Genomic DNA, 22,096 nt, shown 5'->3' with positions numbered 1-22,096 from the left:
GCACGGGTACATAAAAACTACGGAGGTGATATAAAGTGGAAAATGAACTATTGCTAAAAGAACAGATTCAACAACTTTGTAATAGTGCTGGAGACAAGAATTTTGGAGACGTTATGGTTGTTGGTGGAGGGATCAGCGGTATTCAAGCCTCTCTTGATCTGGCCACTGCCGGTTATAAGGTTTACCTAGTTGACAAAGCGCCGAGTATCGGCGGCCATATGGCCCAACTTGACAAAACCTTTCCAACCAATGACTGCTCAAGTTGAATAATCAACCCCAAACTGGTCGAGGTCGACCGGCAGCCGAATATTGAGGTCCTGACTTATACTGAAGTTGACAATGTAGAAGGGGAAGCTGGTAACTTCAAGGTAACCTTGAAGAAAAGGCCCAAATATGTTGACGAGAGCAAATGCACGGGTTGTACTGTCTGTGTAGAATACTGCCCGGTCAAGTACCCTGATCAATTTAATCAAGAAATATCCGATAATAAAGCCATCCATATTTACTTCACTCAAGCGATACCTCTGGCCACTTATATTGATGATAGCTGCCTTTACCTTAAAGAAAAAAAATGTGGTATTTGCCAATCAGTCTGTAAGACGGGCGCCATAGATTTTAATCAAGTGGCAGAGAAGGTCGAAGTAAATGTAGGGGCGATAGTTCTGTCCCTTGGGTTTGAGCCCTTTGATCCTAAGTTGAGGAATGACTATGGCTACGGAAAGTTTGAAAATGTGGTAACCAGTCTTGATTATGAACGAATATTAAGTCCATCCGGGGCCTACGAAGGGGAGATACTGCGCGCTTCGGACAAAAAGCATCCCCATAAAATTGCCTGGATTCAATGTGTCGGTTCCAGACAGGTTAACCCGGAAGGCGGCAACAGCTATTGTTCTGCAGTATGTTGCTCATATGCTCAAAAACAGGTGATTCTGACCAAAGAGCATGACGCTGAGGCCGAGTGCACCATATTCCATAACGATATTCGTTCCTATAACAAGGATTTAGAGCGCTACTTCCAAAAAACAGAGCAACTCCCCGGGGTTCGATTTATCAGAAGCTATGTATCGATAGGAAAAGAGATCCCGGAAAGCAAGAATGTAACGATCAGATATTCGACTCTCGATGATGGAGTAAAAGAGGAAGAATTCGATCTGGTGGTCTTATCCATCGGCTTGAATCCTCCTACTGGTTATGAGGATTTGGCTGACAAGTTCGGCATCGAACTCAATTCACACGGCTTCTGCAAAACGATTTCTTCCAATCCTATAGAGGCCAGTAGGCCTGGGATCTTTGTAAGTGGAGCCTTTCAGGGTCCTCTAGATATCCCAGAGTCGGTTTATTCTGCCAGCGGGGCTGGCTCCCAATGTGGTGAACTGCTTGACTTCAGGCGAGGGAAGCTGTCCAGAGAAAGGCAATACCCGCCAGAACGGGATGTCTCCCAAGAGGAGCCCAAGGTAGGCGTCTTTGTTTGTCATTGTGGGGCAAATATTTCTAGGATAGTAAATGTTCCTTCCACGGTGGAATATGCCTTAAGCTTACCCAATGTAGTCTACGCTCAGGAACAGCTATTTTCATGTGCCACTAACTCTGCCAAAGAAATTGCAGACATGGCCAAGGAAAAAGGGCTCAATCGCTTAGTGATCGCTGCCTGCTCTCCCAGGACCCTTGAACCGTTATTCCGGGATACCCTTCGAGAAGCGGGAATTAACCAATACTACTTGGAAATGGCTAATATTAGAGAACATTGCTCTTGGGTCCATGCCAAAGAAAAGGAAGAGGCTACCCAAAAGGCCAAGGATCTAGTCCGGATGTCGGTAGCTCGAGCGTGCTATTTGGAGCCCTTGCAGGAATTTGCTCTGCAGGTTAACAAGACGGCCTTAGTGGTTGGAGGCGGACTGGCCGGGATGACCAGTGCTCTGAGTGTGGCCAACCAGGGGCATGAGGTTTACCTGGTGGAGAAGGATAAAGACCTAGGGGGAATCGCACGCAAAATCTACTACACCCTCGAAGGGCTGGATGTTCAAGAGACTTTGCAAGAGGTCATTCGCAAGGTTTATCAGCACCACTTAATCCATGTCTATACTGATGCTACCATCACAGGTACGACGGGTTACGTTGGGAATTTCATAACCAAGGTGCAACATGAAGGAAGAGTCAGTGAGATAAAACATGGCGCCACCATTCTCGCGACAGGTGCTGAGGTATATCAACCCACGGAATACCTTTATGGCGAAGATGATCGGGTAATGACCAACTTGGAGTTGGAGGAGAAAATCGCCAAAGGAAATGAAGGGCTGCTCAACTCTAAGAGTTTGGTGATGATCCAATGCGTAGGATGTAGAAATGAAGACAGAAACTACTGTAGTCGGATCTGTTGTAGTGAGTCCATCAAGAACTCCCTGAAACTAAAAGAGCTAAACCCTCAGATGGATATCTATATTTTGTTTAGGGATATCAGAACCTATGGCTTAAAAGAGGATTATTACAGGGAAGCGGCAAGTAAGGATGTCAGGTTCATCCGCTATGAGCCGGAGGATGGACCGTCGGTGGAACCAGCTGTGGATGAGGATGGACGGAGTGTCTTAAGGGTAAGCGTGACCGATCTTGTTTTAGGTAAGAAGCTGGAAATCGATGCTGATGCGCTCGCTTTAGCTGCCGCCGTTATTCCATCAGAGGGCAGTCAGGAAGCAACCCGGTTATTCAAGGTAACAACCAATCTTGATGGTTTCTTCAAAGAAGCCCATGTCAAATTAAGGCCTGTTGAGTTTGCTGTCGATGGCGTTTATCTTTGTGGAATAGCCCACTATCCTAAACTAATATCGGAATCTGTTAGCCAGGCGTATGGAGCTGCCGGGCGAGCCATAACTCTGCTTTCCCATGATACAGTCGTAGCCTCCGGGGCTGTTTGCGAGGTGAAGGAGAGTAACTGTATTTCGTGTGGAGCATGTATCACCGCATGTACGTATGGTGCACTAGAATTTTATGAGACACCACAAGGCAGAAAGGCTAGGATTAATCCTGTTCTTTGTAAGGGAGATGGTCTCTGTAACACAAAGTGTCCAACAGGAGCAATTCAACTAAAACACTTTACGGATGAAGAGATCATGAGCCAAATTGACGCGGCGGTTTAAGACGGGATTACTACTAAGTAAGGCGGTGAGAACGAGTGAGTACAGGACTTAAATTTAAACCAAAAATATTAGGTTTTGTATGCCATTGGTGAGCATACGGGTCTGCGGACCTAGCTGGCGTGTCCAGACTACAATATTCAACTGAAAGCAGGATTATTCGCGTCATGTGTTCCGGTAGAGTCGACCTGTCATTTGTATTAAGGGCCTTCTCCAATGGAAATGATGGAGTGTTTATTGGTGGTTGCCGTTTTAATGATTGTAATTATAGTACCCATGGTAATTACCATGCCTTAAACATGGTACTTCTGTGTAAGAAAATAATGGAGAACATTGGGCTGAACCCCGAAAGGTTAAGGATGGAAACAATGACTTCCGGGGAAGGAAACCTATTCGCCGAAGTAATGAATGACTTTGGCAAGAAGATGAAAGAGTTAGGGCCTCAAGGCAAGGCCGAAGGAATAGACAAGAATACCTTAAAGTCCAAACTTGAAGCAGTTACCAACTTAGTCCCTTACATCAAACTGGTGGAAAGGGAGAGAATGCGAATAACTGTTCAATCGGAGGAGGTCTATCATAATTTCTTCGCCAGTGACGAGTTCAAAACGTTGTTTGATGAAACAATTGGGGATAAATTGGCAATCAGCCAAATTATCTCACTCTTGCGGGACGGGCCCCAGACAACCGGAGAGATCTCTAAGGTATTAGACCTGACCCCGTCTGAAGTATCAAGGCACCTTAATAGTTCATCAAGTCAAGGACTAGTCAGGTATATAGAAAACTTGGCTGGCGCCAAGCATAGCGAGGGCGGCGGGCTAGTTGCACTTATGCTTCCAGAAAGTATGTAACGTTAGTTATACTTTCTGACTAGTACGAGGAAAGCCAAAAACGCTTTGCTCTCGCCTAAGGAATAACTGTGATTCTTGTAGATATAATGCCTGAAAGATTACAATCACTCGAACTTCGAACATCGAACATCGAACATCGATTTCGGGGAGAGAAGGAGGTCAGGACAGAGAGAATATGGATAAAGATGCAATTGATCAGATTTTAGATAAATATCAGGGCCAAGCCGGTGCACTGATTCGAGTCATGATGGAGATTCAGGAAGAGAAACATTGGCTTCCCAGAGAAGTATTAGCGAAGATCAGTGAGAAATTAGGGGTGCCCTTTAGTCGAGTACTGCGCATAGCTACCTATTATAAAACCTTCAGTTTGACTCCCAAAGGACGTCATGAAATTCACGTTTGTACAGGTACCGCCTGTCATATTCGTGGTGCGCAGAGTGTTCTAGACACGGTGCAAGACCTGACTGGAATTAAACCTGGTGAAACGGATGCGGATCAGAAGTTTAGTTTGGAGACTGTTAACTGCCAAGGCTGTTGCACTTGTGGTCCAATGCTAAAAATTGATGAGCAGACTCACAGTAGGATATCGCCTAACGAGATAGCAGAGGCGTTAAAAAAATATGATTGAGGGAAGATTATGACAAGGATAAATTCGGCTGCTGAATTGGAAGAACTCAGGCAGGGCATCTTGTCAAAAAAAGATCCCGATAAGCCTAGTATCGCTATATGTGCGGGACTCAGCTGTCTCGGCCTCGGTAACGGCCTAGTTATTAACGCCTTTAAAGAAGAAATCAGGAAACAATCGTTAGAAGCTAAAGTGGATGTAATAGCCACCGGCTGCCATGGCTTTTGTGAAAAAGGGCCGATTGTTGTTATTTATCCTGAAGAAATCTGCTATTTAGAGGTTAAGCCGCAGGATGTCCCGGAGATAATTTCCCAGACTATCATTGAAAAAAAGGTAATCAACCGCTTGGTTTATACAGACCCCAATACTGATGAAAAAGCAGCACATATGGCTGAAATACCTTTCTATAAAAACCAGATGCGGGTTCTGATGGGTAATAACGCAAAGATTAATCCTAAGAGCATCGATGACTACCTGGCGATTGGCGGTTATTCTGCGTTAGCCAAGGCTCTGCTTGAGATGAGCCCTGTGCAAGTCCTTGAGGAAGTTCAGAAAGCCAACTTGCGCGGACGGGGCGGCGGTGGCTTCCCTGCAGGTAGGAAGTGGGAGACTACCCGTAATGCCCCCAACGAAGTGAAGTATGTTATTGTGAACGCTCATGAAGGGGAGCCTGGGGCGTTTATGGATAGAGCTCTCTTTCAGGGAAATCCGCATAGCGTGCTGGAAGGCTTGATCATCGGTGCATATGCTATAGGTTCACATCAAGGCTTCATTTACACCCGGCATGATACCCCAGAGCTAAGAAAGAATCTAGATATTGCCCTTGCCCAGGCGGAGGAGTACGGCCTGCTGGGTGAAAATATCCTCGGCTCCGGTTTCAACTTTAAGGTTGAGGTGCATTTTGATGTCGGGATCTTCGTATCCGGCGAGTCCAGTGCCTTAATGAGGTCAATAGAAGGAAAGGCACCGGAGCCAAAACCAAAATATATCCGTACTTCGGTAAATGGTATTTGGGATAGGCCGAGTAACCTGAACAACGTAGAAACTTGGGCTAATGTGCCTCAGATCATCGCTAAAGGCTCCGAATGGTATAACAGTATCGGGACAGAGCGGAGCAAGGGGACAAAACTCGTATCCTTATCAGGTCATGTAAGTAATTCAGCTGTAGTAGAAGTTCCTTTAGGTACCTCGCTCAGAGAAATTGTCTACGACTTTGGTGGTGGAATTCCAAACGGAAAGAAACTTAAAGCGATTCACTTTGGAGGACCCATGGGAGGGACTATTCCCGAGAGTCTCATCGACAACCCGCTGGATTTTGATGTGCTGTCAAAACTGGGAGCTTCAATGGGGGCAGGGGATATGCTGCTAATGAATGAAGATACCTGTTTAGTTGAGGTCGCTAGGTACTTCATTGATTTCCTCTCTGGGGAATCGTGCGGCAAATGCGTTCCCTGTCGTGAAGGCATCAGGCAGATGCTTAATATCCTGACTAATATTACTAAGGGTAAGGGAAGAGACGGGGATATTGAGCTTTTGGAGGATTTAGCTGAGGTACTCGGCGCAGCGGCCCTTTGCTCGTTGGGCAGGAGTGTTCAAAACCCGATCTTGAGCATGTTAAAATACTTTAGAGGTGAATTCGAGGCGCACATCAAGGAGAAGCGGTGCCCGGCGCATTCCTGCAAGGAACTGATCGCATTAGAGGGAGCATAGAAAAATGAGTGAAATTATTTTACAGATTGACGGAAAAGAAGTTACGGCAAGTGAAGGCATGACCGTTTTACAGGCTGCACAACAAGCGGGAATATCGATTCCGACACTTTGTCACCATGAGAAATTAGAACCTTATGGGGGTTGCCGCTTTTGCACAGTAGAAGCAGACGTTCGCGGCTGGACAAATTATGTTGCTGCCTGCCTTTACCCTGTGGCCAAAGATTTGGTCATCAGAACCAGGTCTGAGAAGTTAGCTAGAATTCGCAAAATGATCTTGGAGCTATTGCTGGCTCATGCTCCGGATGCCTTTGATTTGCAGGATTTGGCTATAGAGTATGGAGCAAACAAAGACCGTTTTGAAAAAGATTCCTCATTTTGCATTCATTGTGGTCTATGTGTAAGATACTGTGCCGAGGTCAAAAAGAAGAACGCTATTGCCTTTGTTGACAAAGGCAAAACTCGGGAGATATGCTTCATTCCTGAGATAGCCTCCCAGGAGTGCTGGAACTGCAAAGAATGTTTTCCTCTTTGCCCTACAGAGGCACTCCAGGCGGCTTATGTATTAACTAAAGCGCTCGCATTTCCTTCACCTTCTTTGGAGCAAATGCGAGTGGGAATATAAGCAACGAGTAATACTTTGATGATAAAGATGTGAACAGGAGGGTATCGTATGAGTTATAGTTTTATCAAAGTGAATAATGTGGATGGAGTGATTTCCATAACCCTAAACAAGCCGCCACTTAATGTTTTGACTATTCCTATGATGGAGGAAATCGCCGACGCATTTGCGTGGGCCCAAGGGCAAACCGCTAAACTTATCCTCTTAAATGCAGAAGGGAAGGCCTTTTCAGCCGGTGTAGACATTGCGGATCACACACCTGATAAGGTGTCAAAAATGATTGAGGTCTTCGACAGCATCTTCCATAATATGTATAAGAACGATAAACCTATTGTGGCAGCCGTTAATGGCGCGGCTTTGGGTGGAGGATATGAACTGGTGCTTTTCTGTGATATGGTCGTAGCTTCGGAAAAGGCGAAGTTCGGACAACCGGAAATAGCTGTCGGAGTATTTCCGCCCATAGCTACCTACATGCTTCCCAAATTAACCTCTATGCCCCATGCTATGGAATTGCTTTTGGGAGGCGAGGTCTTCGATGCCGCCAAGGCTGATAAGTTGGGGTTGGTGAACGCTGTTCTACCCGTTGATTCCTTTGACGAAGGCGTGAAGCAATTTTTACAAAAGTTTATGACAATGAGCCCATTAGTGCTGGCGTACACCAAAAAGGCCATAAAGGCCGGCCTGAATAAAGGCTTTGTTGAGGGACTTAAGACTATTGACGATATTTACCTGAATGAATTAATGCCTAGCGCGGATGCCTTAGAAGGGCTAAACGCTTTTATGGAAAAGCGCAAACCAGTCTGGCAGGGTAAATAGAATTATAGTTATATCTGGGAGTGAGCCCCCTATGTTGGAATGTGATGAAACGTGCCAACGACTCTCATACCTACCGAAGTTGAATTAGAGGCTTTGCGCCGTGTGGATCCGAGTGGGATTGTTAGGAATTTATTATAGGGAGCTACTATGTTCTATAATGCTATGGACTAGGAGACTTCAGAAACTCGAGACCAAAGTGGTAATTAGATAAAATAATTTTATGGGGGAAAAGAGATGAAACTTGCAGGAAAAGTAGCCTTAGTAACAGGTGCTAAAGATGGCATAGGCAAGGCTGTTGCTTTGGCCTTTGCTAGTGAGGGCGCAGATGTTGCGCTAGTGAGTCGATCAATCACTCGTGACGATGATGTTGTGCGAGAGATTGAAGCGCTTGGACGTAAAACATGCGTAGCTACTGTGGATGTTGCGAAAAAAGAATCAGTGCTAGCAATGGTTCAAAAAGTCAAGGAGGAACTGGGTCAAATTGACATCTTAGTCAATAACGCTGGTTTAAGTAAACCCGCTATGATGCTCAAAATGAGCGAAGAGCAGTGGGATGACGTTATAAATATCCACTTGAAAGGAACCTTCCTTTGCATGCAAGCTGTGGCAGGAGACATGAAAGCCCGTGGTTATGGTCGAATCATCAATGTGACTTCATCAGCTGGGTTACAAGGCACCATCGGGCAAGTGAATTATGCAGCTGCTAAAGGTGGAATAAATGCATTGACAAAATCTGCGGCACGGGAATTAGCTAAATACGGAGTTACGGTTAACGCGATTTCTCCGTTTGCTGTCACAAAAATGACGGAAAAAATTTCAACTGATCCAACCTTGAGTGCTAAGTATCTGGATAAAATACCCATGGGTAGATTCGGGCAAACGGAGGAAATGGCGGGTGGTTTTGTCTTTTTGGCATCTCAAGATGCGAGTTATATTACTGGGCAGATTCTTTGTATTGAGGGTGGCATGATCATGCGCTAAGCGAAGCGCCTATTCGCTGAGGATTTTAATAAAAAGGGGGGGACCAGAATTGCAAGAAGTTGTAATCGTCAGTGCCGTAAGAACTCCACTTGGCACTATCGGAGGAACACTTAAAGACATTACACCCCAAGAACTTGGTGGTCTTATCGTAAAAGAGGCTGTCGCTCGGGCAGGTGTAAGTCCTGATTTAGTAGAGGGAGTGATCATGGGTTGGTCGCGTCAAACGACTGAAGCCGCAAATATCGCTCGCGTTTGTTCACTTTTGGCGGGAATTACGGAAGATGCCTCTGCCTATACAGTACATTGTCAATGTGCTGCCAGTTTAAAGGCTATCAGTAATGGAACCCAAGAAATTCAGACCGGCAGAGCTGAAGTGATTGTGGCCGGGGGAACCGAAAGTTTGAGTCGGGCGCCCTTTTACCTTAAAAATGCGCGCTATGGGTATGGTGCTGGAGATGGGGTATTAGTTGATTCCTTGACAGAAGCAGGCCCAGGTGGGCAACCTTCTTCGATTTATGGCAGTGTTTCGATGGGTGATACTGCTGAAAATGTGGCTGAAAAATATAATGTTTCGCGAGAGGATCAGGATAAGTTCGCTTTCCAAAGTCAAGAACGATGTCAAAGATCCTTAGCTTCAGGGGTTTTCAAGGATGAAATTCTTCCGATTGAGATCAAGACTCGAAAAGGCACGGTTATTTTTGATACTGATGAAGGTCCAAGGGCTTCGACACTGGAAAAACTAGCAAGTTTAAAACCAGTGTTCAAGAAAGGCGGATCCGTTACAGCCGGTAATTCTTGTGGCCGTAATGATGCTGCTGCGGCGGTGGTACTGATGTCTGCTGAAAAAGCTAAGGAATTGGGTATTAAGCCTCTGGCTAGAATTGTTACAGATGCAGCAGTTGGAGTGCCACCGCAAATCATGGGAATTGGTCCCATTCCAGCAGTACGTAAGGCTTTAAAACAAGCTGGGCTTAGTTTAGGTGATATTGACTTAATCGAATTGAATGAAGCTTTTGCCTCACAATCATTGGCCGTTATTCGAGAACTTGGGCTTGACATGGAGAAAACTAATGTTAATGGTGGTGCCATTGGCTTAGGACATCCGATCGGAGCAACTGGAGCTCGCTTAATGACGACTCTTCTTTATGAACTGCGTCGACGCAATGGCCGCTATGGTATGGTTACACTTTGTATAGGTGGCGGGCAAGGTATGGCTACTATTATTGAGGCGCTGTACTAAACGGAGGCTAAAGGTAACGAAACGGAGAACAATGGGATGCAGATCTATGAGTACAAGGTACCAATTCCAGGTGTTGGGTTTAAAGCCAACGCCTACCTCATAAAACTTGAAAATAAAGAGTCCATCCTAGTAGATACTGGTCCAAATGCCCCTCAGGCGCTGGATATCCTCGAAACTACTCTAAAAAAAGCCGAAGTCAGCTGGGAGAATATTAAGCACATTTTGGTAACTCATGGGCACTACGACCATTTCAGCTTTGCAGCGCAAATTGTGGAACGTTCTGGTGCCCTTGTTTGGGTCCATCCCGCTGACAGACATAAATTAACCGGTACTTTAGAGAATCCATTTTTTGAAGACCCTGAGCCAGCTATTCCCTTTTTGGAAAAACTCGGTGTCCAAAAGAGTCGGATAGCAAGTTTGATAAGTGAGGTAGTAGCCTCAGAGAGAGAGTTTAAGCCCCTGGCGGAGTCTTGTATCCGCTCTTTGTCAGAGAGTACTGTCTTAGAACTTCTTGGTCTGCCCATTAAGGTAATTCATACACCTGGGCATACCCCCGGTAGTTGTTGTTTTCAGCTTGAAAATGGCGTAATGTTCACGGGTGATACCCTACTGCAGCAAATTACGCCAAACCCTGTCTTTAATATTTATGGGGAAGATAGAGATTTGAGCTTGCTAAGGTTGCAGGAGTCTATGACAAGGATTGGCCTACTTAAGGCTTCTAAAGTTTATCCAGGACATGGTAAGCCGATCTTATCAGCTGACCAAGCAATTGAGCAGCAGTTTAACCGTATGGCTAAACGAAGTGAGCAAGTCCTCCGGATTTTAGGTACTCAACGCTTAAGTGCATTTTCTATAGCTAATGAATTGTTTCCTAGCGGTGGGCGATATCACACTTGGTTAGCTCTTTCGGAAACCCTAGGTCATTTAGGTTGGCTAAGGATAAAAGAGCGTGTTCGAATTAGGCATGATGCGGGAATTATGTACTGGGAGGCTCAGTGAGCAACAGGTTTACCTAAGGCACTCTAAGCCTTAATGGGTATTGTAGATATCATAATAAGAAAGTATGGTTTCCTGAAATAATTGGAGGTGTATTTATTTATGAAAGCGGCTGTATTCTATGGCCCTAATCAACCTCTTAAAGTAGAGGAAGTGCCAATGCCAGTCATTGGAGCGGGTGAAGTTTTAGTTAAGGTTGCCGCCTGCGGGCTATGTCACACTGATATAGGCTATATTGACCATGGTACTCCTACGTTTAAGAAGCCACCCTTGATCTTAGGACATGAGATCTCTGGTACTGTGTTTGAAGTCGCCCCAGATGTTACAACATTCAAAGTCGGGGATCATGTTTTATTGCCAGCGGTTATGGCCTGTGGTGAATGTGGCCCTTGTCGTCAAGGACGTGGCAATACTTGTGAAAAAATGAAGATGTTTGGGAACGATGTAGATGGTGGATATGCTGAATATGTCAAAGCTCCTGCTAATAATCTCTTTCATTTACCAGAGGGAATTCCTTTGATTGAAGCTGCTATTATTGCCGATGCTATTACGACACCTTTCCATGCTGTAAAAAACCGGTCCGGTGTGAAACCAGGAGATACTTTACTTGTCTTTGGTTGTGGAGGGGTTGGCTTAAACCTTGTCCAACTTGCTAATGCTGCGGGTGCCTCTGTCTATGCTGTTGATATTATGCAATTCAAATTGGACAAGGCTAAAGAGTTAGGTGCTGTTGGTACCTTTAATCCCAAAGATTATCCCGATGATAAAGCGTTTGTTAAAGCAGTCAAGAAAGCGACCGGCGGCGCTGGAGTAGATATTGCTATGGAATGTATTGGCAATCCTAAAACACTGGAAACTGCTTTTAATCTTGTACGAAACGGTGGACGCCTAGTCATCGTAGGTTATCCGCCAAGTCCGATGTCACTAAATGCTAGCAAGGTGATGTATCGAGAAATGGAAGTTGTAGGTTCTTTAGGCTGTTCTTTACAAGATTATCCAAAAGCAATCGAGATGGTTCGTAATGGGAAAATCCAATTAGTACCCATGGTAACTAAACGCTTTACACTTGACCAAATTAATGAGGGCTTAGATTTCTTACGCTCCGGGGAGGGTATCAGATCAGTTGTTACGCCCTAAACATAACTATTTAGGTCGCCTTGAGACAGTAAATCGGACTGAACAAAAGGCAACTTGGGGGGCATAATGGTAGCCACTTCCCAAACAAAGGGAAGTGGCTGCTTATTTTTGTTTGCAATTCCAGTTGATTTATTGGTTTAGGGCATTGCTATTAATTTTGCTTAAGGGTTCGGTCATTAAAGTTACGATAATAAAAATAACAGCACTGGCTGGTAGGGCTACGATCAGTGGGTCAATATAACTTAAGGAGCCAGTTCCAGCTAGAGAAACTGTTCCGAAAAGGGCTTTAGTCAATCCAAAGATTGCTGATTCCTTAGCATTGACAAAGATGCACATAAAGAGATAAATAAGGGATCCTGATACCATGCTCCAAAGTGCACCGGATCTTGAAGAACGCTGCCACCAAAGTGCTCCTATATACATTGGAAGCAATGCAGCAGCACAAAGACCGAAGAAAATTGAAGTTCCAATAGCAATAATGCTTCCTGGTAACTGAAAGGACACAAAGACGGTAATCACAAAACCCACGATCAAACCCATCCGGGCTAACCAGATGGTTTTCGCCGAATCGTCTTTACTGGTTTTGCCAAGCAGGTCATAACTGATTGAGGTTGAGATAAAGTGGAACTGACCGCTCAAGGTCGACATAGCTGCAGCTAGAAGCCCTAGCAAGAAGAAGTAATATATCCAGGAGGGAAAAGCTTGAGTTAGAAACAAGGGGATGACTTTATCCGTGTTAGGAGGAGCTCCTCCGACAGCAGAAGCCATCATAGAAACCTTTTTAGTTGCTTCATAGAAGTAAACATTAGAAAGTGCACCGACTGTAAAAGCTACACCGGTCATAAAAAGAATAAATACTCCACCAAAAGCTAAGGCTCTATTTAATTCTTTGCCAGATTTTACAGTCATATAACGAACGATGAGTTGAGGTTGGGCTAAAACACCGATGCCAACTCCAAGAACTAAGGTTGAAATCACGAACCACCAGTTTTGAGATAAGAATTTAGGCATTGAAGCAAAACCTACCATTCCCTGTTTTGCTAGCGCAGCAGGGACTAAACTATTCATTGCGTTTAGCTTAGCATGGGCGACAGTGACTCCGCCTAACATCTTATAGGTTAAAACAATTAGCATGAGCATCATTATAAACATCAAAGTGCCTTGAAAGGCATCAGTATAAACAACTCCTCTGAGACCACCAAAAAAGACGTAAGCTAAAACTACGAGAGAGAGAACCCATAGTGCGGTTGTATAGTTCATCTTTAAGGATTCTTCTAAGAATCTTGCACCACCGATCATCACTGCGGCGGCGTAAATAGGTAAGACGATACTCATCAGTGCTGCTGACCAACGGCGAATAAAGGTAGATTCATAATGCGATCCTAAGAGGTGAGGAAAAGTAAAGGCTCCGTATTTCTGTCCCAGAGCACGTGTCTTTTTGCCAAAGAAAACAAAGGCAATAAATATTCCGACAAAAATATTGGCCACCGTTAACCACAACATACCCATTCCAAAAAAACCAGCAGCCCCGCCAAATCCTACAATGGCTGAGGTGGAAATAAAGGTTGCTCCATAAGCCATGCCCATGACATAAGGATGAATGTTTCCTCCAGCCACCATATAATCTTTGGAAGATTTAGTATGTTTATACCCTAGATAACCTAGGCCTGCAACGACCACAATGTAAATTGCTAGAATGGTATAAAAAACGCCCATTGGTTAAATCCCCTCCTTCTAATACATAGGCTACTTATTCTTTTTCCCAGTTCATGACTCCATATACTACACAAAGAAGGGCACTGCCGATTGATAAGAGATAAGCAGCTATAACTCCTGGGTCAGTTAACCCTAACATAAATACACCTCCTTTCACATGGACAATTATCAGAAAATTTAGAATGGTATATTAATTTTATCAAATAATACTGAGTTGTAAAGTCCTGCTTAGTGCTCAGGTAGTCGCTTTAGGGTCAAGAAAACCGTTCACAGTCGAATTACGTCCACTGCCAGTTGAGGAAAAACCCATTCAAGGGCAGTTTTCCATCGTAAAACCTTTAGAATGAACAGTTGATTTGCTCAAACAATATAATTGCTAGAATATTTGATATATTATGACTAAGCCAATGGAGAGGTCACAAAGATTTTGGAGTCAATTAGTAAACCTAGGAAAGTGACAATGCTAAATAAGGAGGGTCCTTAATGAGGGTAAGAAAACCTGAACTCGGTGCTAAACAATGTTTAATTTGGGATCGAGAACATGAAACCATGCCGCGATCCAAACTTGAAAAGTTACAACTCGAAAGGCTCAAAAAAACAGTCGAACGATGTTACAGTAGAATTCCATTCTATAAAGAGAAAATGGACGAACTAGGTGTCAAACCCCAAGATATTAAAAGTTTAAAAGACGTAAATAAACTACCCTTTACTACAAAATATGACCTTCGTGACAATTATCCCTTTGAAATGTTTGCAGAACCCATGGACAGAATCGTTCGCATGCATGCTTCGAGCGGCACAACTGGCAAACCGGTCGTCGTTGGTTATACAGCCAAAGACTTAGACACTTGGGCTGAACTAATGGCGCGCGTATATACTTCAGCTGGGGTAACAGATGCTGATATTGTTCACAATAATTATGGCTATGGACTCTTTACTGGCGGACTAGGTTTTCACTATGGGGCTGAGCGTGTAGGTGCAGCTGTTGTTCCAGTATCTGGTGGACTCAGCAAACGTCAAGTTATGCTCTGGCAAGATCTTGGAGCAACAGTTGTCACTTGTACTCCATCCTATGCCTTAGTACTTGCTGAACAGGCCAAAGAGCTGGGTGTTGATCCAGTTCGGGATCTTAAGCTCAGAGTAGGATTTTTCGGAGCTGAACCTTGGACCATAGAAATGAAACGCAAAATCGAAGAAAAGCTCAACTTAGAAGCATATGACTGTTACGGACTCACTGAAATGATTGGTCCCGGAGTATCATCAGAATGTCCTTATCATAACGGTTTACATATCTGTGAAGACCACTTCTTAGTCGAAACCGTTGATCCAGATACTGGAGAATCCTGTTCACAGGGTAGTCAAGGGGAAATGGTGATTACCTCTCTCACCAAAGAAGGTTTCCCAATCTTGCGCTTTAGGACCAGAGACCGTACCATCATTGATACTGAGATCTGTGCCTGCGGACGAACCACAGCTCGCATGAAACGTATCTCCGGACGAACAGACGATATGTTAATTATTAGAGGAGTCAACGTTTTTCCTTCTCAGATCGAAAATGTGATCTTAACCATTAAGGGACTTGAACCCCAATATGTTATTGTTGTGGACCGCGGATCTACTTATATGGATGATCTGGAAGTCCAAGTGGAATGTACAAAAGAATTACACGCGCAAGGCGATGAGGCTATGGTAAAGGTGCAAGAAGAGATAGGTTCTGAATTACACCAAGTACTAGGCCTCAATGCCCGTATCAAAGTTGTTGCTCCTAAGACCTTGGAACGTAGTGAAGGTAAAGCTAAACGTGTTGTAGATCTTCGAGATCTCGATCATTGAACTGATATCAAGTAAGTTAGAGCGATATAATGCCAAGGTTATCAGGAACTTAAGGTTGAGCGTGAAGGAAGCTCCCGAGCAAAAACGGGATCTTCTAACTTCTATTTTCTAATTGTACTATAGGCAATAATAGTATATAATAAACTTATCTTTAAAACGAATATTCGGAAGATTGGAACATAGGGTAAACCTCTCTCGCATTTGGAATATTTTTCTATATCTATATCTATATCTAGATCTAAACTGATGTGTAGAAGGTATATTATGAAACCCACAATCTTAATTAAATACCAGAGGAGGGGATACTGAAGAGGAATTCTAAAGGAAGACAAAGCTAATGGTAATGACAAAGGATTAAAAATAATACCCAATTAGAAATAACGAATGGATGATGGAGGGGAATCGAATGTATTCAAAAGCGTTTATACCATATGGTGGTTACTACAGTACACCCTTTGCTCGTTGGCAGGGGAGTCTGCAAAATGAACATGCGGTTGAACTAGCAGGGTCAACAGCCAAAAAATGGCTGGCCACGAAAGAAATTGATTCAAAGATATTTGAGTACCTTGTTTTTGGTAAGACCATTGGACAAATTCATACTTTTTATGATGCCCCTTGGGCAGCCACTTTGATGGGAGCACCTGATATTCCTGGTATGCATATTACTCAGGCCTGCTCTACTTCCACTACTGTTCTTAACCAAGCAGCTGCAGGTATTGAGACAGGTCTGTACGAAACTTCATTTTGCTTGCTTACAGACCGTTGTTCCAATGGTCCTCTAACAGTCTGGCCTAATCCAAAAGGCCCTGGCGGCGAAATGATTTCGGAAAGCTGGGTTATGGATAATTTTAATGGAGGTCCTTTTAAAGGGGTTGCCATGATCCAGACTGCCGAGAATGTGGTCAAAAAGGCTGGTGGAATTACCAAGGAAGATGTTGATCGGGTTACAGCTAGGCGTTACGAGCAATATCAGGAGGCTTTGGCTAATGATCGGGCGTTCCAAAAACGTTATATGATTCCAGCGGAGTATCAAATAAGCAAAAAGAAAATGGGAATAGTTGAAACAGATGAAGGTATTACTCCCACAACTCTAGAGAGTTTGACGCCAATGAAACCTGTTATTCCAGGTGGGGTACACTCATTTGGCGCTCAAACCCATCCAGCTGATGGTAATTGTGGACTTATTGTAACCACAAGAGAGAAAGCTCTAAAACTAAGTACAGATAAGAACATCGAAGTTCAAATCATGTCCTATGGCTATGCTCGTGCTGAACAGGATCATATGGCTATGGCGGTAGTGCCTGCCTCAAGAATGGCTTTGAAAAATGCTGGTATCGATATCAAGGACGTAAAAGCAATCAAATCGCATAATCCATTTACGGCCAATGATTTGTACATGGCTAACGAAATGGGTCTTGATGTCATGACGATGAATAATTACGGTTGTTCACTTGTTTATGGGCATCCCCAGGCACCTACTGCAGGTCGGACAATTATGGAAATGATTGAAGAACTGGTTATTCTAGGCGGTGGCTATGGTCTATTCACAGGATGCGCCGCCGGCGACACTGGTGCAGCCTTAGTTGTTAAGGTCTCTTAAGAGATGTTATAGGTCTCAATAATCTGATTTTTGAGGAGGAATTATTTATGAACATCAAAACAATTGGCGTTGTAGGCGCAGGAACAATGGGTACAGGTATAGCACATTTAGCGGCTATGTCTGGCTATGAAGTTATCCTCAGGGACATTGACATGGCTTTTATTGATCGGTCTATAAAAAACATGGATAGGGTTATGTCTCGTTCGGTGGAAAAAGGCAAAATGACTGAAGATGCTCGCCAGGCAACCTTGGCTAGAATAAAAGCTACTACAGAGCTCGAAGATCTGGCCTCTGCCGACTTTGTGATTGAGGTTGTCCTCGAAAAAATGGATCTTAAGAGAGAAGTTTTCCAAGCCCTCGATCGGATCTGTCGTCCTGAAGTTATTTTGTCAACCAACACTTCTTCAATGTCTATCACGGAAATTGCCGCCACAACAAGCCGTCCGGATAAAGTTTGCGGCATGCACTTTTTCAACCCAGCCCAAATTATGCGGCTTTGTGAAATTATTCGTGGCATTAAGAGTTCTGATGAAACGATTGCTACGGCTACAGAATTAGCAAGGGCCTTTGGCAAAACAACGGTAGAAGTTAAAAAGGATTCGCCGGGATTCATAGTGAACCGGATCATGATTCCGCAGAATGTGGAGGCAGCCCGTCTTTTACAAGAAGGAGTAGCTTCAGTTGAGGATATTGATACAGCGATTAAATTAGGACTTAACTATCCTATGGGTCCTTTTGAATTAATGGATTTTACCGGTGTTGATATCAACCATGCTGTCATGGAATATTTTGCCGATGAGTTTAGGGATAGCCAATATGGCGCACCTCAAATTATCAAGCAAATGGTTCGGGCAGGTAAGCTCGGGAAAAAAAGCGGTGAAGGTTTCTATAAGTATTAATCACAAGTGCCAAGTTTTGTTCGATAAAGGAACTCTCAACTGGTTTTCGAACAAAGTCGAGAAGTATCCGGACTTAGTCTTAAAAAGAAGCTTGCGAATAAACAAGCTTCTTGAAGAAAGGGGTATGCCAATGGCATATGAAGTAATTATTCTCACTAAGGAAGATGGAATAGCGACCATAACCTTAAATAGGCCTCCCATGAATCCCTTGGGCAGTCAAGTGTTTCAGGAGTTGATTCAGGCCATAGACGACATCCAGGCTGATCCTTCTGTCAAAGCGGTTATTATTACTGGTGCCGGAGAAAAAGCTCTGGCAGCGGGTGCAGACATTACAGAAATGGTCAATTTAACCCCTGTGGAAGGTCATACCTTCTGCCAAAATCCCTTTGTTGCCTTAACTAAAATTGAGAGCCTTGGAAAACCAGTTATTGCTGCTATCAACGGTTTATGTTTAGGAGGCGGTACAGAACTAACCCTTGCTTGTGATTTCCGGATTGCTTCAGATACTGCGAAGTTTGGTCAACCCGAGATTAATCTTGGTATCATTCCCGGAGCAGGAGGTACCCAGCGCTTACCTCGCTTGATAGGTACCGCCAAAGCAAAAGAACTGATTTTCCTTGGGGAAATCATAGATGCTAATACTGCCCTAAATATTGGTTTAGTCAATAAGGTTGTTCCCTTGAGTTCTCTTATGGAAGAAGCAGTAAAACTTGCTAAAAAACTAGCTTCAAAGCCTGCGGTTGCTATGAAAATGGCGAAGTCCTCGATTAATATTGGGATGAACCTCGACCTTACCTCAGCCTTAACCTTAGAAATCCAAAATTTCATTTTGACCTTTGCCAGTGATGACCGTAAAGAGGGCATGTCTGCATTTGTAGAAAAACGCAAACCTAATTATACGGATAAATGATTCCAGATGTCAGTGGTCAAAACCAGAGATCGGTGGCCAGAAGCCAGAGATCAGAGCGAGAGATTTAGGTGGGTTTTACATCAAGCATAACGTCACAGGTTAAGTATCACTTTGAATTCCAATAACGAGTATAGAGTGTCAAAGTTCGTGACTCGAGCATCGAAGACGGGGACGTCTCTGTTTTTTGAGACTTCTCGTCTTTTTAGTACTAGGCAGAAAGTATAAGTTTAGGTTGTAGGTGGAGATTTCAGCGGTTAATGAACACAAGCGAGGTGAAAACATGAATTTACCTAAAGGGGGAAGTTTTTTACTTAGCCCTACGGATCCACAAGATATTTTTACCCCTGAAGATTTTACCGAAGAACACAGAATGATCGCCAAAATGGTCAATGACTTTGTCACAGACAGAGTTTTAGCTACCATGGAAGATCTAGAGGCTAAAAAGGAAGGTCTAATTCGTGAGCTTCTGGAAGCTGCTGGGGAACTGGGTCTTTTGAGCGCAGATATCCCAGAGGAATATGACGGTATGGACCTAGACAAAATCAGTTCAACTCTGATTGCTGAAGGATTTGGTCGCTCGGGTTCGTTTGCCATGACCCAAGGTGGGCAAACTGGGATAGGCAGTCTACCGATCGTCTTTTTTGGTAACGCTGAACAAAAGAAAAAATATTTGCCAGGCCTTGCTAGCGGTGAAAAGATCGGTGCTTATGCATTGACGGAACCAGGAGCAGGTTCTGATGCCTTAGCAGCTAAAACGAAAGCCGTACTAAGTGCTGATGGTCAATCTTATATCTTGAACGGAAGTAAACAGTTTATCACCACTGCTGGAATGGCGGATGTCTTTATTGTCTATGCCAAAATCGACGGAGAAAAATTTACCGCCTTTATCGTTGATGGCGACTCGGACGGGCTGTCTACTGGTGCAGAAGAAAAGAAAATGGGGATCAAAGGCTCCTCTACTCGGGCTGTAGTCTTTGAAGATGTCAAAGTGCCAGTGGGAAACCTCTTGTTCGAAATTGGCCGAGGGCATGTCGTGGCCTTTAATGTTTTAAATATGGGTCGTCAAAAACTGGCGGCAAACTCCGTGGGCCATGCTAAGTTCGCCTTGGAACTGTCTGCAACTTATGCTAACGAACGCCAACAGTTTAAAACCCCGATCTCTAACTTCGGACTGATAAAAGAGAAATTGGCTGAAATGGCGCTCAGGACTTATGCCATAGAAAGCATGGTTTATCGGACTGGGGGGTTATTGGAAAACATTTTACATAGTATGGACATTTCTGGTGTAGATGGAGGGCAATTAGCTGCCAAAGGGATTGAAGAATATGCCTTAGAATGCTCCATGAACAAAGTGTTTGCCACAGAGGCCTTAGCTTACGTTGTTGATGAAGGCGTGCAAATTCACGGAGGGTATGGCTATATCTCGGAATATCCGATTGAAAGACTGTATAGAGATGCCCGAATTTATCGAATTTTTGAAGGGACCAATGAAATTAATCGCATTTTGATCCCGACGACAATCTTGCGCCGGGTAGCTAAAGGGGATTTAGATCTTAAACAAGCTTTAGAGAAGCTAAAGGAACAACTCAACTCGGGTGTAATAACTCGAGAGGGAACAAGAGATCTGGTCCAGGCAGCTAAAGATATCTTTCTTTACATTTTTGGAGCGGGACTGGATAAGTATGGAGATACCCTGCTCAAGCAACAAGAGATCTTAGGCCGACTGGCTGACTTAGCGATGGGAGCCTTTGCAATGGAAAGTGTTTGGTTGAGGGCACAGAAAGCCCTAGCTAAGCATGGAGAGGCTGGGGTTAAGCTTAAAAATAATCTGACGGATGCTTTCATATATTCTCAAATCGGCAAGTTAGAGTTTATTGCTAAGGAAAGCATATCTGCTCTTGCAGATTCTGAAACTCTTGAGGCATTAGTTTTAGACCTTAAGAAATTAGTGGTTTATACTCCGCGGAATATTATTGCCTTGAGAAAAGAGATTGCAGCTGCAGTCATTGAAGAGGGTAAGTATGTTGTCTGATTAGATTGAACAAGCAACACCCACTTCTATAAGTGGGTGCCTTGAATGTGGATAAAATTAAAAATTTTGTTCAATTAAGAGCCTTCAAAGTTGAAGGCTCTTAATTTTGGCAGCTCTTATACTAGCTCTTATCCTATTGATTATATTTTTTAGATTAAATGTTTAAACATTAGATGATTGGCCAGCTGATAGGTAGTCTCTATTCCCAACTCGTATAAACTGTCCAGCATTTTAGTGTAAATTTGGGCGGTAATAAGGGCATCCCCAAGGGCAGTGTGCCTTCCTATAGGGTCAATATTGTAATATTGAGCTAAGGAATCGAGAGAACGTAGATTTTCCTCCCCAGGAAAAAGTAATTTTGCCAGTAGAAGAGTGTCGATAGTTGGTGTATTAAGCCTATGACCACAATATCTACGTAGTTTTATATTAATAAAGTTTAAATCAAAAGAGGCAGTATGAGCGATTAAGGGGGAAAGCCCTTTAAATTCTAAAAATTTGTCTAATACAGTTAAAACATCTGAACTATTAGCAACCATTTCATCGGTAATTCCGGTAATCTCTGTAGCGATTGTCGGAATAGACCGATTGGGGTTAACAAATTCTGAGAAGCAAGATTCGGTGATTAGACCATTTTCAATGGCTACAGCTCCTACGGAGATGATCTCGTCCTTTTTATTATAGCAAAAACCGGTTGTTTCAGTATCGAAAACCACGAACCGACTACTATCTAGGCGATATTCCGGCCAAGTTTGGTGTCTTAAGACGGTAACCTTATCATGCAAGCTGTTTAATCCCGGTGAGCTGAGTAGAAAGGAATCTGTCGGGCTCTTTCTAACTAGTTTTAGTAAAATAGTAAACAACTACATTTCCTCCTAAATTAGATGCCAGATGTCGGAGACCAGATGTCTGTGACCAGAGGTCAGAAGCCAGAAACCAGAAATCTAAATCATAAATTCGGGCTAAATCAGAAGCTGTAGTTTGGAGTTCGAAGGTGGGAGTTCTTGCA

General features: G+C 43.7%; 18 protein-coding genes. 15 read left to right on the top strand and 3 right to left on the bottom strand.

Annotated features, from left to right (window positions below; translation table 11 throughout):
* Positions 1–35 precede the first annotated feature (35 nt).
* The 10 genes from ACYQ3Q_RS18455 to ACYQ3Q_RS18410 all read left to right on the top strand — a co-directional run bounded on the left by ACYQ3Q_RS18455 (position 36) and on the right by ACYQ3Q_RS18410 (position 12,100).
* Positions 36–3,131, top strand: a complete 3,096-nt coding sequence (locus ACYQ3Q_RS18455) for an FAD-dependent oxidoreductase (protein ID WP_487247261.1) — start codon at positions 36–38, stop codon at positions 3,129–3,131.
* Positions 3,132–3,166: 35 nt separating this feature from the next.
* Positions 3,167–3,976: a hydrogenase iron-sulfur subunit gene (locus ACYQ3Q_RS18450; RefSeq protein WP_459929985.1), complete on the top strand. Its 810-nt coding sequence runs from the start codon at positions 3,167–3,169 to the stop codon at positions 3,974–3,976.
* Between the two features lie 175 nt (positions 3,977–4,151).
* Positions 4,152–4,604, top strand: a complete 453-nt coding sequence (locus ACYQ3Q_RS18445; RefSeq protein WP_459929984.1) for an NADH-quinone oxidoreductase subunit NuoE family protein — start codon at positions 4,152–4,154, stop codon at positions 4,602–4,604.
* 9 nt (positions 4,605–4,613) lie between these two features.
* Positions 4,614–6,311 carry an NADH-ubiquinone oxidoreductase-F iron-sulfur binding region domain-containing protein gene (locus tag ACYQ3Q_RS18440; RefSeq protein WP_459929983.1) on the top strand — a complete coding sequence of 566 codons (1,698 nt, stop codon included), beginning with the start codon at positions 4,614–4,616 and terminating at the stop codon, positions 6,309–6,311.
* Positions 6,312–6,315: 4 nt separating this feature from the next.
* Complete coding sequence (locus ACYQ3Q_RS18435) at positions 6,316–6,933, top strand: 2Fe-2S iron-sulfur cluster-binding protein (protein ID WP_459929982.1); 618 nt, start codon at positions 6,316–6,318, stop codon at positions 6,931–6,933.
* Between the two features lie 48 nt (positions 6,934–6,981).
* On the top strand, positions 6,982–7,746 hold the full coding sequence (locus ACYQ3Q_RS18430) for an enoyl-CoA hydratase/isomerase family protein (protein ID WP_459929981.1): 765 nt from the start codon (positions 6,982–6,984) through the stop codon (positions 7,744–7,746).
* 234 nt (positions 7,747–7,980) lie between these two features.
* Positions 7,981–8,727, top strand: coding sequence for an SDR family NAD(P)-dependent oxidoreductase (locus tag ACYQ3Q_RS18425; RefSeq protein ID WP_459929980.1), 747 nt, complete (start codon positions 7,981–7,983; stop codon positions 8,725–8,727).
* A gap of 49 nt (positions 8,728–8,776) precedes the next feature.
* Positions 8,777–9,967 carry a thiolase family protein gene (locus tag ACYQ3Q_RS18420; protein WP_459929979.1) on the top strand — a complete coding sequence of 397 codons (1,191 nt, stop codon included), beginning with the start codon at positions 8,777–8,779 and terminating at the stop codon, positions 9,965–9,967.
* Between the two features lie 36 nt (positions 9,968–10,003).
* Complete coding sequence (locus ACYQ3Q_RS18415; protein WP_459929978.1) at positions 10,004–10,966, top strand: MBL fold metallo-hydrolase; 963 nt, start codon at positions 10,004–10,006, stop codon at positions 10,964–10,966.
* Positions 10,967–11,065: 99 nt separating this feature from the next.
* Complete coding sequence (locus ACYQ3Q_RS18410; protein ID WP_459929977.1) at positions 11,066–12,100, top strand: zinc-binding dehydrogenase; 1,035 nt, start codon at positions 11,066–11,068, stop codon at positions 12,098–12,100.
* Between the two features lie 129 nt (positions 12,101–12,229).
* Here the strand turns inward: ACYQ3Q_RS18410 and ACYQ3Q_RS18405 are convergent, their stop codons facing one another.
* Together ACYQ3Q_RS18405 and ACYQ3Q_RS18400 are read right to left on the bottom strand one after the other, a co-directional pair.
* A complete protein-coding gene (locus ACYQ3Q_RS18405; protein WP_459929976.1) occupies positions 12,230–13,816 on the bottom strand; it encodes a sodium:solute symporter family protein in 1,587 nt (528 codons plus the stop codon).
* A 34-nt stretch (positions 13,817–13,850) separates the two neighbouring features.
* Positions 13,851–13,955, bottom strand: coding sequence for a symporter small accessory protein (locus tag ACYQ3Q_RS18400; RefSeq protein ID WP_459929975.1), 105 nt, complete (start codon positions 13,953–13,955; stop codon positions 13,851–13,853).
* Positions 13,956–14,299: 344 nt separating this feature from the next.
* Here ACYQ3Q_RS18400 and ACYQ3Q_RS18395 point away from each other — a divergent pair, with 344 nt between their 5' ends.
* From ACYQ3Q_RS18395 to ACYQ3Q_RS18375, 5 genes are all read left to right on the top strand, one after another.
* Entirely contained in the window at positions 14,300–15,649 is a 1,350-nt protein-coding gene (locus tag ACYQ3Q_RS18395) for a phenylacetate--CoA ligase family protein (RefSeq protein WP_459929974.1), read from the top strand.
* Between the two features lie 406 nt (positions 15,650–16,055).
* Complete coding sequence (locus ACYQ3Q_RS18390; RefSeq protein ID WP_459929973.1) at positions 16,056–17,249, top strand: thiolase family protein; 1,194 nt, start codon at positions 16,056–16,058, stop codon at positions 17,247–17,249.
* 47 nt (positions 17,250–17,296) lie between these two features.
* Entirely contained in the window at positions 17,297–18,148 is an 852-nt protein-coding gene (locus tag ACYQ3Q_RS18385) for a 3-hydroxyacyl-CoA dehydrogenase family protein (protein WP_459929972.1), read from the top strand.
* Between the two features lie 130 nt (positions 18,149–18,278).
* Positions 18,279–19,058, top strand: a complete 780-nt coding sequence (locus ACYQ3Q_RS18380; RefSeq protein ID WP_034143318.1) for an enoyl-CoA hydratase/isomerase family protein — start codon at positions 18,279–18,281, stop codon at positions 19,056–19,058.
* A 280-nt stretch (positions 19,059–19,338) separates the two neighbouring features.
* Positions 19,339–21,090 carry an acyl-CoA dehydrogenase family protein gene (locus ACYQ3Q_RS18375; RefSeq protein WP_459929971.1) on the top strand — a complete coding sequence of 584 codons (1,752 nt, stop codon included), beginning with the start codon at positions 19,339–19,341 and terminating at the stop codon, positions 21,088–21,090.
* A gap of 149 nt (positions 21,091–21,239) precedes the next feature.
* Here ACYQ3Q_RS18375 and ACYQ3Q_RS18370 read toward each other — a convergent pair whose 3' ends face one another.
* Positions 21,240–21,950 (bottom strand): 3'-5' exonuclease, encoded by a 711-nt coding sequence (locus ACYQ3Q_RS18370; protein WP_459929970.1) that lies wholly within the window; start codon positions 21,948–21,950, stop codon positions 21,240–21,242.
* Positions 21,951–22,096: the final 146 nt, after the last annotated feature.

Source organism: Desulfosporosinus burensis, from assembly GCF_054657535.1.
This window is presented reverse-complemented; position numbering and strand designations above follow the sequence as displayed.